We start from the raw sequence: 12,712 nt of genomic DNA, 5'->3' as shown, positions 1-12,712 counted from the left end.
CCCCCGGATGCCCCTGTGCAACGTTCGTCGATCATCCGTCCCCACCCGCGGATCCCGCGATCCGTGTCGGCCTGCCGCGCCGCCGGCCCGCCCGCGCCCGGCCCCACCCGCCGGTCGCGGCCGCCCGTCCCGCCCCGCCGCGGAACGGGATCAGCGCGGCCTGTCGGCGGTCTCCACCGACCGCCACAACGTCTCATACCACGGCGGCCGGCTCGCCGGTCCGTCGCTGCGGGCCTTGCGCCCGTCGTCCCCGCCGCCGTCCAGGACGATGTAGCACGTCACGTCCGGACGGCAGTAGTGGAGCCTTCGCGTCGCCTCACGCTCAATGTACGACTTGTCGCCCAGCTGACGCTTGCGTTGGGCGAGTTCGTCCACCTTTTTGCGGGAGGCGGCCTGCTTGCGCTGGAGATCGGAGATCTCCTTGCGCTGCGCGATGTACTCGCGCACAGGGTAGGCGAGGCTCAGCGCGATCGCGCACATCACCACCGCGAGGATCGCGGCCCGGCTGGTCAGCGCCGGGCTGGTGCGGCGCGCGCCGGCCCCCGGGGAGCCGTCCCCCCGGGGGTCGTCCCGCTCGTCCCGGGACATCGGCCCGTCAGGCGCCCTGCGCGTCGAAGCGCGGGAACGCGGCGGCGCCGGCGTAGCGGGCCGCGTCGTCCAGCAGCTCCTCGATGCGCAGCAGCTGGTTGTACTTGGCGACGCGGTCGCTGCGGGCCGGGGCGCCGGTCTTGATCTGGCCGCAGTTGGTCGCGACGGCGAGGTCGGCGATCGTGGTGTCCTCGGTCTCGCCGGACCGGTGGCTCATCATGCAGCGGTAGCCGCTGGTCTGCGCGAGCGACACCGCGTCGAGGGTCTCGCTGAGCGTGCCGATCTGGTTGACCTTGACCAGCAGCGCGTTCGCGGCGCCGGCCTTGATGCCGCGGCCGAGGCGCTCGGGGTTGGTGACGAACAGGTCGTCGCCGACGATCTGGACGCGGTCGCCGACGGCGGCGGTGAGGCCCTCCCAGCCCGTCCAGTCCTCCTCGTCGAGGGGGTCCTCGATGGAGACGAGCGGGTAGTTGCCGAGCAGCTCGCCGTAGTAGGCGGCCATGTCGTCGGACGAGCGCTTGGTGCCCTCGAAGGCGTACTGGCCGTCGGCGTGGAACTCGCTGGCGGCGACGTCGAGGGCGAGCGCGATGTCGCGGCCGGGGGTGAAGCCGGCCTTGCCGATCGCCTCGACGATCAGGTCGAGCGCGTCGCGGTTGCTCGGCAGGTCGGGCGCGAACCCGCCCTCGTCGCCGAGCCCGGTGTTCAGGCCGCGCGACTTCAGCACCGACTTCAGCGCGTGGTAGGTCTCGGCGCCCCAGCGCAGCGCCTCGGCGAACGTCGCCGCGCCGATCGGCGCGATCATGAACTCCTGGACGTCGACGTTGCTGTCGGCGTGCGCGCCGCCGTTCAGGATGTTCATCATCGGGACGGGCAGCAGGTGCGCGTTCGGGCCGCCGACGTAGCGGAACAGCGGCAGCCCGGCGGAGTCGGCGGCGGCCTTGGCGACGGCGAGGCTGACGCCGAGGATCGCGTTGGCGCCGAGCTCGGACTTGGCCGGCGTGCCGTCCAGGTCGATCAGCAGCTGGTCGATCAGCCGCTGGTCGGAGGCGGGGTAGCCGACGAGCTTCTCGTCGATGGTCTCGTTGACGGCCTTGACGGCCTTGCGGACGCCCTTGCCGCCGTACCGCTCGTCCTTGTCGCGCAGCTCGACGGCCTCGAACTGCCCGGTGGAGGCGCCGCTCGGGACGGCGGCGCGGGCCTCGGTCCCGTCGGCGAGCAGTACCTCGACCTCGACGGTCGGATTGCCGCGGGAGTCAAGGATCTCCCGGGCGAGTACGGCCTCGATGGACGACACGGGCAACCCCCTGGTGGTACGGGACAGATCGGTGCGGTCACCGAGCCTATCCCGCGCGCCCCCTCCACCGCCCAACTGGCTCGCCGTTCGGCGGCCGCGGCCGTTACACGACCGTGCCGCGCAAGCGACTTGACGAAATCATTGCCCACCTTATCTACTAAGCACGTCAAACACACTTGGTAAGTAGGGATTACTGACAATGCATCGCAGACTCCGATGGCGCGCGGCCGCCGCGGCACTGATCGTCCTGGCCGGCGCGGGGACGCTCAGCGCCTGTGGCGACGACGGCGGCGATGGGAAGTCCGGTGCGGACACCCAGCTCAGGCTCGGGTACTTCCCGAACATCACGCACGCCACCGCGCTCGTCGGCGTCGAGAAGGGCATCTTCGCCAAGCACCTCGGCAAGGCGCCGAAGACCGCCACCTTCAACGCCGGGCCCGCCGCCGTCGAGGCGCTGTTCTCCGGCGCGATCGACGCGACCTTCGTCGGCCCGAACCCGTCCATCAACGCCTGGGCGCAGTCCCACGGCAAGGCGGTGCACATCATCTCCGGCGCGGCGTCCGGCGGCGTCGCGCTGATCGTCAAGCCGGGGATCAAGAACGCCCAGGACCTCAAGGGCAAGAAGATCGCCACCCCGCAGCTCGGCAACACCCAGGACGTCGCCGTCCGCTACTGGCTCAAGCAGCAGGGCCTCACCGCGAACAAGGACGGCAGCGGCGACGTCAAGATCGTCCCGCAGGAGAACGCGCAGACCCTGCAGACCTTCCAGCAGGGCACCATCGACGGTGCCTGGGTCCCCGAGCCCTACGCCTCCCGCCTGGTCCTCGAGGACAAGGGCGTCAAGCTGCTGGACGAGTCGTCGCTGTGGCCCGGCGGCAGGTTCGTCATCACCAACCTGCTGGTCAGCCAGAAGTTCGAGAAGAAGCACCCGGACGAGGTGAAGAAGCTCCTGCAGGGCGTCGTCGAGGCCACCGACTACATCAACCAGAACAAGGCCGACGCCGAGAAGGTCACCAACGAGGCCCTCACCAAGCTGAGCGGCAAGCCGCTCAAGCCGGACGTCCTGGACTCCGCGTTCAAGTCGATCACCTTCACCGTCGACCCGGTCGCGTCCTCGCTGACCGCGGGCGCCCAGCACGCCGAGCAGATCGGGCTGCTGCAGAAGACCGACCTGAACGGGATCTACAGCCTCGGTCCCCTCAACGACGTGCTCAAGGCGAGCGGGAAGGCACAGGTCAGCGACAAATGACAGAGGCCGTCACGGCCGCCCCGAGCCGGACCGCCGCCGCGGTCCGGCTTCGTGGCGTCTCCAAGGCGTTCGGGTCCGCGAAGACCCGGCTGCTCGCGCTCGACCAGGTGTCGCTGGACGTCGCGCCCGGCGAGTTCGTCTGCCTGCTCGGCGCGTCCGGATGCGGCAAGAGCACGCTGCTGAACCTCGTCGCCGGGCTCGACAAGGTGAGCGCCGGGACGATCGACACCGAGGACGCGCGGGTCGCGCTGATGTTCCAGGAGCCCGCGCTGTTCCCGTGGCTGACCGTCACCGCGAACATCGAGCTGGCGCTGAAGATGCGCGGCGTCCCCCGCCCGGACCGGCGGCCCCGCGCCGCCGAGCTGCTCGACTCGGTGCACCTCGGCGGGTTCGCGAGGAAGCGCCCGCACCAGCTGTCCGGCGGCATGCGGCAGCGCGTCGCGCTCGCCCGCGCCCTCGCCCTGACCGAGGACGACGGCGACGGCGACGGCCGGGGCACCGTCCTGCTGATGGACGAGCCGTTCGGCGCGCTCGACGCGATGACCCGCGACCTGCTGCACGACGAGATCGAGCGGATCTGGCGGCAGCGCGCCCTGTCGGTGCTGTTCGTCACGCACAACGTCCGCGAGGCCGTGCGGCTCGGCGACCGGGTGGTGCTGCTCAGCAGCCGCCCGGGCCGGGTCGTCGAGGAGTTCCCCGTCCCGATGGACCGGCCGCGCCGCGTCGACTCCCCCGAGGTCGCCTCGCTCGCCGCGACCATCACCGACCGGCTGCGCGAGGAGGTCGGACGCCATGGCGCATGACACGACCAGCAGGAACGACACCCCGCTCACCGACACGCCGCCGGCCGACACCCCGCCGGTCGACACCCCGCCCGACCTCACCGCGAACGGCGACGCCCCGGCGGCCGACCGGCTGAACCGCGAGCTCGCGGGCCTCGACGCGCTGGAGCTCGGCGGCGGCACCGGCCGGCGGCTGCTGCAGCGGACCTGGTCCGCCGTCTGGCCGATGGCCGCCGCCGTCGTGATCGCGCTGCTGGCCTGGCAGGCGGTCGTCTGGAGCGGCTGGAAGGAACCGTGGGTGCTGCCCGGCCCCCGCGACACCTTCCCGGTGCTGTGGGACCAGATCACCTCGTCGCGGTTCTGGAAGGCCGTCGCGCTGACGATGCAGCGCGCGATCGTCGGGTTCGCGCTGTCGATCGCGGTCGGCGTCGTGGTCGGCGCCCTGGTGTCGCAGTTCCGGGTGCTGCGCCGCGCGTTCGGATCGCTGATCACCGGGCTGCAGACGATGCCGTCGATCGCCTGGTTCCCGCTCGCCATCCTGCTGTTCAAGCTGAGCGAGAGCGCGATCCTGTTCGTGGTGGTGCTCGGCGCGGCGCCGTCCATCGCCAACGGGCTGATCGCCGGCGTCGACTACACCCCGCCGATCCTGCTGCGCGCCGGGAAGGTGATGGGGCTGCGCGGGTTCAACCTGTACCGGCACCTGGTGCTGCCCGCGTCGCTGCCGTCGTTCATCGCGGGGCTCAAGCAGGGCTGGGCGTTCGCCTGGCGCAGCCTGATGGCCGGCGAGCTGCTGGTGATCATCGGCAGCACCACCTCGCTGGGCGTGCTGCTGTCGCAGGCCCGCGAGCTGAACAACACCGCCGACATGATCTCCTACATGATCGTCATCCTGGTGATCGGGATCGTGATCGACCAGCTGTTCGGGGTGCTGGACCGGGCCGTCCGCGGCCGCTGGGGGCTCGAGGACTGACCGCCGCCTGGAGCGGAGCGCTAGCGGAGCGGAAGGCGGCGGTCAGTCTGCCGTTGCCGGGGGGTGTGGGGGGTCGTCCCCCCACCGAGACACTGACCGCCGGGGGCGCCTTCTGGGCCGACCGATCTTTTACCCGCCGCCCACGGTCGCGTTTGCCCTGCTCAGGCAAGAAACACCGGGTATCGGCAACATACCCGGGAGGTCGCCATCGGTGTCCGGCTCCGCCGTACCGCAGCGGTCCTGACCCGCTGTGTGTGGCGGGTCGCGCTGCACGGCTCGCGGGTCCGGTTCCGGGTGACGGTGACGGCGGCGCTCGCGGCGTTCCTGCTGACCACCGTCCTCTACGCGGTCTTCGTGGTGCTGATCAGGCAGGACGTGAAAGGGGACCTCAACGACGACCTGGCGCGCGAGGGCCGGCGCATCGCCACGGTGATCCACGCCGGCGTCCTGCCGGTCCCGCACGTCTACACGATCGGCGACACGCTCGCGCAGGTCGTCGACGGCCGGCACCGCGTCATCGCGGCGAGCAGCCGGATGCAGGGCCGGCCGCCGCTGGCGTTCCCGCGCCCCCCGCCCGGCAACGACCGCCGCATCGGCCGCAGCTGCGCCGTCGACGCGCCCGGCGGGCCGTGCTTCCAGATCGTCGAGTACCGGGTGGGGATGCCCGGCCCCGGCGCGGAGTACGTCTACACGCTCGCGCCCGAGCCGGGCCTGTTCCCGCGGCCCCTGCTCGCGGCGCTGCTCGCGCTCGGCATCCCGATCGTCACCGCGATCGCCGGGTACGGGACGTGGCTGTCGGCGAGCCAGGCGCTGCGCTCGGTCGAGGCGATCCGCCGGGAGCTGGACGAGATCACCGCCACCGACATCCAGCGCCGCGTCCCCGTCCCGGACCGGCGCGACGAGATCGCGGTGCTCGCCGACAGCATCAACGCCACCCTGGACCGGCTGGAGGAGGCGGTGGCGCGGCAGCGCGCGTTCGTCGTCGACGTCTCGCACGAGCTGCGCAGCCCCCTCGCCGGGCTCCGGATGGAGCTGGAGCTGGCGCTCGCCGACCCCGACGCCACCGACCTGCCCGACACGCTGCGCGCCCTGCTCAACAACACCGACCGGGTGGGGGCCGTCGTCGACGACCTGCTCGCGCTGGCCCGGCTGGAGGCCGACCGCAACTTCCCGCGCGAGACCGTGGACCTGACGGAGCTGGCCGACCAGGAGGTGCTGCGCCGTCCCCGGCGCGCCCGGGTCACCGTCCTGTCGGAGGGCCCGGTGACGGTGACCGCGGGGCGCTCCGAGCTGGCCCGGCTGCTCACCAACCTGATCGACAACGCCGACCGGCACGCCCGGTCCGCGGTCACCGTGATCGTCGGCACCGAGGAGCCGTCGACGGCCGTCGTCGAGGTGATCGACGACGGCCCCGGCATCCTGCCCGAGGACCGCGAGCGGGTCTTCGAGCGCTTCACCCGGCTCAACGAGGGCCGGCACCGCGACGCCGGCGGCACCGGCCTCGGCCTCGCGATCTCACGCGACATCGCCGCCGCGCACGGCGGTTCGCTGATCCTCGCCGACCGCCGCAGCGACGACGAGGGCGCCCGCTTCGTCCTGCGCCTGCCCAGGAAGGGCGCCTCCGCCGGCACCCCCAGCCTCGGCCGGTAGACGGGATCAGGCGCGATCAGGCGAGGTCGGCCGCGGTCAGGGAGACGTCGACCTTCTCGGCGGGGCCCACGCCCATGGCCCGGGCCAGGTTCCGGTAGGTGCGCGCCTCGTCGGGGCGGTTGCGGCGCTCCAGCGTGCGAGCCAGGGCCTCGTGCGCCCAGCCGTTGCACGGGTCCAGGTCGACGAGGCGGCGGAACGCCTCCTCGGCGCGGCCGAGCTGGGCGCTGTGGAAGTAGGCGCGGGCCAGCAGCTCGACGGCGGCGCGGTTGCCGGGCTCCTCGGCGGCGATGGGGGCCAGCAGCCGGGCCGCGCCGGCGTAGTCCTTCGCGTCGAAGAACAGCGTCGCGCGCTCGAAGTCCTCGTAGGTGATCACGTGGCCCCCTCTCACGGGTTGCTTGACGCAACCATGAACCTGAGGCCCGGTTCGTTTGTTCCCCGCTCCGCGGTCCGGCCGCCCCGCCCCGCAGTTAGGCCTGCCGCCCGCGGCTACGCCCCGCCATCCGCGGCTACGCCCCGCCGTCCGCGGCTACGCCATGCCCAGCTCCTCGCGGAGGCGGTGGCGCTCGTTCTCCAGCGCCTCGATCTGCCCGGCGAGCTCCTCGCGGGCCGCGAGGTTCTGGCCGGCGTCGACGAAGTCGGTCGCGTCCGCCGACGGCGCGGGCAGCTCGGCGCGCAGCCGGGAGATGTTCGCGTCGAGGTCGCGGATCCGGGCGCGCTTCTCGTCCTCGGTGCTCATGTGGGCCTCCTAACGGGGGTCTGTTCGGGACTGCATGCCCGCATGGGGGCCGCGATCACCTCAGATCCGGATCACCGTCTTGCCGCGCGCCCCGCCGGCGCGGTTGTCGGCGAGCGCGTCGCCCGCCGCCTCGAGCGGCACCTCGCGCTCGACCGTCACCCGCAGCTCGCCCGCGTCGATGAGGTCGGACAGCCGGTCCAGCATCTCCGCGGACGGCGCGCCGATGTGGTTGACGCCGCGGTGCCCCTGGGCCTCCATGACGTCGGGGTTCACCGACCAGGTGGTGCTGACGTAGGTGCCGCCCGGCCGCAGCAGCTGCGCGAGCCGCTCGGTCCCCTGCGCGTCGCTGACCACGTCGAGGATCGCGTCGATCCCGTCGCCGTGGACGCGGAGCACCTGGTCGTTCAGGTCGCCCTCGGAGTGGTCGACGGTCTCGTCCGCGCCGAGCCGGCGGATCGTGCCGGCCATGTCGTCGCGGGCCGTGGCGATCACCTTGGCGCCGGTGAGCGCGGCGAGCTGCACCAGGGCCTGGCCGACCCCGCCGGTCGCGCCGACGATCAGGACGGTCTGCCCCGTGTCGAGCTCCGCCTCGTCCACCATGGCCATGGCGGTGCCGCAGGCCGTCGGCACCGCGGCGGCCTGCGTGTAGATCATCCCGGCGGGCATCCGGGCGACCGGGCCGTCCTCGGCGGCCAGCGCGTACTCGGCGTAGCTGCCGATGCCGCGCTCGACGTCGCGGAACATCCCGTACACCTGCTCGCCGTGCCGCAGCCGGGTGACGCCCGCGCCGACGGCCTCGACGACCCCGGCGCCGTCCTGGCCGAGGATCAGCGGGAAGCGCGCCTCCACCGAGTCCTTCAGCATCCCGTCGGCGATCTTCCAGTCGACCGGGTTGAGGCCCGCGGCGATCATCTTGACGAGGATCTCGCCGGGGCCGGGCTCCGGCCGCGGCAGGTGCGTGGGCGCCGGCGTGGCGCCGTACTCGGACACGGCGATGGCTCGCATGACGATCGTCCCCCCGATGGACTGCGTACTGGAATCCCCCGTCCGATGATCTACCCCGGTACCGGACGATCACACAGGTGCGCAGGTCAGCCCGGGATTCCGTGGCGCGGACCGCCGGCCTCGTCGCGGCGCTTCGGGCCGCCCGTGCCCTTGCCCGGGCCCTTGCTCGGGCGCAGCGTGATCGTCCCGCCGGGCTGCGCCGACGACGGGGAGACCTCCGCGACCGTCCCCTTCGGGTAGTCGGACTTCACCGGGGCGCCGACCCGCACCTTGAACCCGGCGCCGCGCAGCTTCGCGGCGGCGTCCGCGACCTTCATCCCGCGCACGTCCGGCAGCTTGGCGGTCTCCTCGCCCGACCCCTTGCTGAAGAAGCGCGACGGCGGCCGGACGAACGACGACGCGGGCGTCCCGGCCAGCGCGCCGACCATGCTCTGGTGCCAGATCGGCGCCGGGATCGTCGCGCCGTAGACGGGGCCGTAGCAGCGGCCGTCCATGCACAGGTCCGACATGGGGTGCTTGTAGCCGCCGCGCGGGTCGCCGACCCACACCGCGGACGCCAGGTCCGGGGTGTACCCGGCGAACCAGGCGGCGGAGAAGTTGTCGACGGTGCCGGTCTTGCCGGCGGCGGGACGCCCGATGCCCTGCCCGGCGGCGGTGCCCTTGGTGAGCACGCCGCGCAGCACGTAGTTGACGGCGTCCGCGGTCTCCCTGTCGAGGGCCTGCTCGCAGTGCGCGCTCGGCACCTTGAGGCGGTGCCCGGCCGCGTTGGTGATCTGCGTGATCGCGATCGGCGAGCAGTACCGGCCGCGCGCCCCGAACGCCGCGTAGGCGGCGGCGAGCCGGACCGGCGAGACCTGGTTGATGCCGAGCGTGAACGACGGGTACTGCTGCAGCGGCGCGCCGGTGGCCTGCCGCATGCCGAGCTTCTCGGCCATCTTGACCGTCGGGCAGAGCCCGACCTTCTTCTCCAGCGCGAGGAAGAAGGTGTTCACCGAGTGCTGCGTGCCGGTGACGATGCTGAACGGCTTGCCGCCCTCGCCGTCGCCCGCGTTGTGCAGCGAGGCGCTCGCGTCGCCGACGCGGCGGCCCTTGCAGTCGCGGTAGCCGACCGGCGTGAACTCCTTCGGCGCCATCAGCCGGGTGCCGAACGGCAGGCCCTGGTCGAGGGCCGCGGCCAGCGTGAACGCCTTGAACGTCGACCCGGCCTGCATCCCGATGCTGGAGCCGTGGTCGGCGTCCGCGGCGAAGTTGATCCAGGTCTTGCCGCGCACCTTGTCCGAGCCGAGCTTCCGGTCGACGACCATCGCCTTGATCCGGCCGGTGCCCGGCTCCACCATCGCCTCGGCCGCCGCCTTGTGCGCCGAGTTCCTCGCCGGGACGGCGTCGTCGACGGCGCGCTGCGCGGACTTCTGCGCCCGCCGGTCCAGGGTGGTGCGGATGGTGAGGCCGCCGCGCTTCAGCAGCTTCTCCCGGTCCCCGGACGTCGCGCCGAACACCGGGTTCGCGAGGATCTCCCGCTGGACGTAGTCGCAGAAGAACGGCGCCGTGCTGGTCACGCAGCCGCTCTTGACGTCCTGGACCTTCAGCCGGACCGGCTGCCGCTCCGTCGCCGCGGCGGTGTCCTGGGTGATGTACCCGAGGTCGGCCATCCGCTGCAGGACCGTGTCGCGGCGCTTGCGGGCCGCCTCCGGGTGCCGGGTCGGATCGTAGGCGAACGGGTACCGGACGACCCCGGCGAGCAGCGCCGCCTCCGCGAGGTTCAGCTGCGAGGCGTGCTTGGAGAAGTACCGCCGCGACGCCGCCTCGATGCCGTAGGCGCCCGCGCCGTAGTAGGCGATGTTGAGGTAGCGGCGCAGGATCTCGTCCTTGGAGTACCGCTGCTCCACCGCCACCGCGTACCGCAGCTCGCGGATCTTCCGGGCCGCGGAGATCTCCTTGGCGGCGTTGCGCTCGGCCGTCGAGTCGGCCTGGGTGAGCAGCAGGTTCTTCACGTACTGCTGGGTGATGCCGGAGCCGCCCTGGGTGACCTCGCCGTTGCCGAGGTCGCTGACGAGCGCGCGCAGCGTGCCCTGCGCGTCGATCGCGCCGTGCTCGTAGAAGCGGCTGTCCTCGATCGCCACGACCGCCTTGCGGGCGATCGGCGCGATCCCGTCGAGCGGGACGTCCACCCGGTTCTGGTAGAAGAACGTCGCGAGCGTCGAGCCGTCGGCGGCGAGGATCCGGGACCGCTGCGGCACGCCGGAGGTGTCGAGGTCGGCGGGGACGCTGTCGAACCAGCGCGCCGAGTCGCGGGCGTTGACCCCGGCGGTGCAGGCCGTCGGCAGCACCAGCAGCGCGACGAGCAGCCCGGCGACGCCGCCGAGGACGCCGAGACCGCGCAGCGCGCGGAACTTCTGGGCGCGGGTGGTGGAGGCGGTCAGCAGCCGGCGGCGACGGCGCACCGGTGACCGGTTCCCGTCCCCGCCGCCGTCCCTGGCCCCGTTCGGCACGCGCTCACTGTAGACGGGCGACTTCCGGCGGACCACCCCATCGGGGATCTTCCGCCCGGGATCCACCGGATCAGCCGTGCGCCCGCCGCCGTTCCCACGCTCTGACACGATCGCGGAATACCCGGGAAACGGCCCGCAACTCCGCTTCGGCGTCGAGTCCGCGATCAGCGGCCTCCCGAACCAGGGCGAACAACCGTATTCCCAGGTCATCGCCGGTGTCCTCGGCGGTGGGGACGAGCTCGTCCGGGGCGTCCATGCGGCCCGCGCGGCGCTGCAGCTGCGCCGCGAGCGTCAGCGCCGGCTGCCCCATCGGGACGCCGTCCAGCGCCGACGCGTCCGCGCCGCTCTTCGCCGCCCGCTCGGCCGCCTTGATCTGCTCCCAGTTCGCGTTGACCTCGTCGGCGCCGGACACCGCCACGTCCGCGAACACGTGCGGGTGCCGCCGGACGAGCTTGTCGACGATCCCGGCGGCGACGTCGTCGATGGTGAACGCGGTGTCGCCGGTGCGCTCGGACGCCACCTCCGAGTGGAACACCACCTGCATCAGCACGTCGCCGAGCTCCTCGCGCAGCGCGCCGTAGTCGCCGTTCTCGATGGTGTCGAGCACCTCGTAGGACTCTTCGAGCAGGTACGGGACGAGCGTCTCGTGGGTCTGCTCCCGGTCCCACGGGCAGTTGCCCCGCAGCCGCTCCATCACCGCGACCAGGTCGAGGAGCCGCGCGCCGGGCAGGTCGTAGGAGCCGTGCAGCACCTCGACGTCCAGCGGGTCGCTGACGACGAGGGCGCCGACCGCGCGCATCAGGTCCTCGTCGCCCTCGGGTGCCGCGATCCACACGACCTGCGCCTCCCGCGCGGCGGCGACGAGGGCGGCCGGGTCGGGGACGGCGGTCTCCTCGGCGGACACCCCCGCGTCGCGCAGGTACGGCAGCAGCGGATGGCCGGGCCGCGCGAGCACCCGCCCCGCCGACCGCAGCGCGTCCCACGCCTTCCAGGTCAGCAGGCCGGGCGCGACCCGGTGCGTCGTCGCCAGCAGCGTCAGGCCCATGCGCGCGCTCCCCGCGACGCCCTGACCACTCGCGCTCCCCGCTTCGCTCCGCTCATGCGCGCCGCCTGCGGGGGGACGACCCCCCGCACCCCCCGGTTCGCTTCGCTCATGCGCACCGCCTGCGGGGGGACGACCCCCCGCACCCCCCGGTTCGCTTCGCTCATGCTCCGTCGGTACCCGTTTCGGCCGACGACAGGTCGTACACGACCGGCCCGATGTCGACCTTGGCCGCGTCGTACCGGCCGAACCGCGGGTTGATCTTGATGTGCATGTCGCGCGCCGCCTGCTGGAACTTCAGGCCCCACTGCTGCGCGGCCTGCACGGTCAGCGGGCTCTGCGCGTTGCTCAGGTCGGCGCCGAACTTCTGCATGACCGCCGTCTGCGTGGCGATGAAGCGCGCCAGGTCCCGGGTCCGCGACCGCGGCAGCCCGCTGGCCAGCGTGATCGAGCCGGCGCCGCCCCGCTGGTCCATGAGCGCCGTGGTCTGGTCGGCCAGCCCGTCCGGCACCCGGACGCCCGCGTCGCGGGCGACGCGGTCGGCGACGCGGAAGTTCACCAGCAGGCTCAGCGCGCCCTCCATGTCCGTCTCGGACTCCTGGTCGGCGAGCCCCGGCGCGAGCCCGCTGGAGTTCGCCCGGATCTGGTTGGCGACCGGGTCGTCCTTGAACTGGCCGCGCCAGTCCCGGACGGTCTGGTCGAGGGAGGTGACGGTGATGCGGTCGCCGCCGACGAGGGCGGCGGTGCCGACGCGGGTCTGGCCGCCGCAGCCGGCCAGCGCGCCGGCCGCCACCACGGCGGCCACCACGACCTTCACGGACTTACCGGGCACGGAATCCTCGTCTCGTCGTTCGTCGCTGTGCGTCGCCCGGCGCGTCGGGACGGCCCTGGTCCCTGATCACCGGCG

The 12,712-nt window shown here is 72.9% G+C and carries 12 protein-coding genes; 4 read left to right on the top strand and 8 right to left on the bottom strand.

Features of this window, described 5'->3' with window-relative positions; all coding sequences use genetic code 11:
• Positions 1-150 precede the first annotated feature (150 nt).
• Together AB0C78_RS08400 and eno are read right to left on the bottom strand one after the other, a co-directional pair.
• A complete protein-coding gene (locus AB0C78_RS08400; protein ID WP_151542170.1) occupies positions 151-588 on the bottom strand; it encodes a septum formation initiator family protein in 438 nt (145 codons plus the stop codon).
• A 7-nt stretch (positions 589-595) separates the two neighbouring features.
• The gene (gene eno, locus AB0C78_RS08395; protein ID WP_151542169.1) at positions 596-1,882 is read right to left on the bottom strand and encodes a phosphopyruvate hydratase; all 1,287 of its coding nucleotides are present in this window, start codon (positions 1,880-1,882) and stop codon (positions 596-598) included.
• 199 nt (positions 1,883-2,081) lie between these two features.
• On the opposite strand from eno, the gene AB0C78_RS08390 reads away from it, so the two are divergent.
• The 4 genes from AB0C78_RS08390 (at position 2,082) to AB0C78_RS08375 (ending at position 6,533) form a co-directional block, all read left to right on the top strand.
• Entirely contained in the window at positions 2,082-3,131 is a 1,050-nt protein-coding gene (locus tag AB0C78_RS08390) for an ABC transporter substrate-binding protein (protein WP_360743639.1), read from the top strand.
• On the top strand, positions 3,128-3,934 hold the full coding sequence (locus AB0C78_RS08385; RefSeq protein WP_360743636.1) for an ABC transporter ATP-binding protein: 807 nt from the start codon (positions 3,128-3,130) through the stop codon (positions 3,932-3,934). The genes AB0C78_RS08390 and AB0C78_RS08385 overlap by 4 nt, the downstream gene beginning before the upstream one ends.
• Positions 3,924-4,883, top strand: coding sequence for an ABC transporter permease (locus AB0C78_RS08380; protein WP_360743633.1), 960 nt, complete (start codon positions 3,924-3,926; stop codon positions 4,881-4,883). Before AB0C78_RS08385 ends, AB0C78_RS08380 begins: the two co-directional genes overlap by 11 nt.
• Positions 4,884-5,135: 252 nt before the next feature.
• A complete protein-coding gene (locus tag AB0C78_RS08375; RefSeq protein WP_360743630.1) occupies positions 5,136-6,533 on the top strand; it encodes a HAMP domain-containing sensor histidine kinase in 1,398 nt (465 codons plus the stop codon).
• A gap of 16 nt (positions 6,534-6,549) precedes the next feature.
• Here the strand turns inward: AB0C78_RS08375 and AB0C78_RS08370 are convergent, their stop codons facing one another.
• The 6 genes from AB0C78_RS08370 to AB0C78_RS08345 all read right to left on the bottom strand — a co-directional run bounded on the left by AB0C78_RS08370 (position 6,550) and on the right by AB0C78_RS08345 (position 12,637).
• Positions 6,550-6,903: a tetratricopeptide repeat protein gene (locus tag AB0C78_RS08370; protein WP_360743778.1), complete on the bottom strand. Its 354-nt coding sequence runs from the start codon at positions 6,901-6,903 to the stop codon at positions 6,550-6,552.
• 156 nt (positions 6,904-7,059) lie between these two features.
• The gene (locus AB0C78_RS08365; protein WP_151542163.1) at positions 7,060-7,269 is read right to left on the bottom strand and encodes a hypothetical protein; all 210 of its coding nucleotides are present in this window, start codon (positions 7,267-7,269) and stop codon (positions 7,060-7,062) included.
• A 60-nt stretch (positions 7,270-7,329) separates the two neighbouring features.
• Entirely contained in the window at positions 7,330-8,274 is a 945-nt protein-coding gene (locus AB0C78_RS08360) for an NADP-dependent oxidoreductase (RefSeq protein WP_360743627.1), read from the bottom strand.
• Between the two features lie 86 nt (positions 8,275-8,360).
• On the bottom strand, positions 8,361-10,763 hold the full coding sequence (locus tag AB0C78_RS08355) for a transglycosylase domain-containing protein (RefSeq protein WP_360743624.1): 2,403 nt from the start codon (positions 10,761-10,763) through the stop codon (positions 8,361-8,363).
• A 70-nt stretch (positions 10,764-10,833) separates the two neighbouring features.
• A complete protein-coding gene (locus tag AB0C78_RS08350) occupies positions 10,834-11,808 on the bottom strand; it encodes a MazG family protein (RefSeq protein WP_360743621.1) in 975 nt (324 codons plus the stop codon).
• 160 nt (positions 11,809-11,968) lie between these two features.
• Complete coding sequence (locus tag AB0C78_RS08345; RefSeq protein WP_360743618.1) at positions 11,969-12,637, bottom strand: hypothetical protein; 669 nt, start codon at positions 12,635-12,637, stop codon at positions 11,969-11,971.
• Between the last annotated feature and the right edge of the window lie 75 nt (positions 12,638-12,712).

It is taken from the genome of Actinomadura sp. NPDC048394 (genome assembly GCF_040651755.1).
GTDB lineage: Bacteria > Actinomycetota > Actinomycetes > Streptosporangiales > Streptosporangiaceae > Spirillospora > Spirillospora montaniterrae.
The sequence above is the reverse complement of the archived record's forward strand: the minus strand, read 5'-3'. Positions and strand labels throughout refer to the sequence as shown.

Excerpts from the sequence above, each read along its gene's own strand:
- AB0C78_RS08400 (WP_151542170.1), bottom strand. The coding sequence starts at position 588 with ATGTCCCGGGACGAGCGGGACGACCCCCGGGGGGACGGCTCCCCGGGG.
- AB0C78_RS08390 (WP_360743639.1), top strand. The coding sequence starts at position 2,082 with ATGCATCGCAGACTCCGATGGCGCGCGGCCGCCGCGGCACTGATCGTC.
- AB0C78_RS08385 (WP_360743636.1), top strand. The coding sequence starts at position 3,128 with ATGACAGAGGCCGTCACGGCCGCCCCGAGCCGGACCGCCGCCGCGGTC.
- AB0C78_RS08380 (WP_360743633.1), top strand. The coding sequence starts at position 3,924 with ATGGCGCATGACACGACCAGCAGGAACGACACCCCGCTCACCGACACG.
- AB0C78_RS08365 (WP_151542163.1), bottom strand. The coding sequence starts at position 7,269 with ATGAGCACCGAGGACGAGAAGCGCGCCCGGATCCGCGACCTCGACGCG.
- AB0C78_RS08360 (WP_360743627.1), bottom strand. The coding sequence starts at position 8,274 with ATGCGAGCCATCGCCGTGTCCGAGTACGGCGCCACGCCGGCGCCCACG.
- AB0C78_RS08350 (WP_360743621.1), bottom strand. The coding sequence starts at position 11,808 with ATGGGCCTGACGCTGCTGGCGACGACGCACCGGGTCGCGCCCGGCCTG.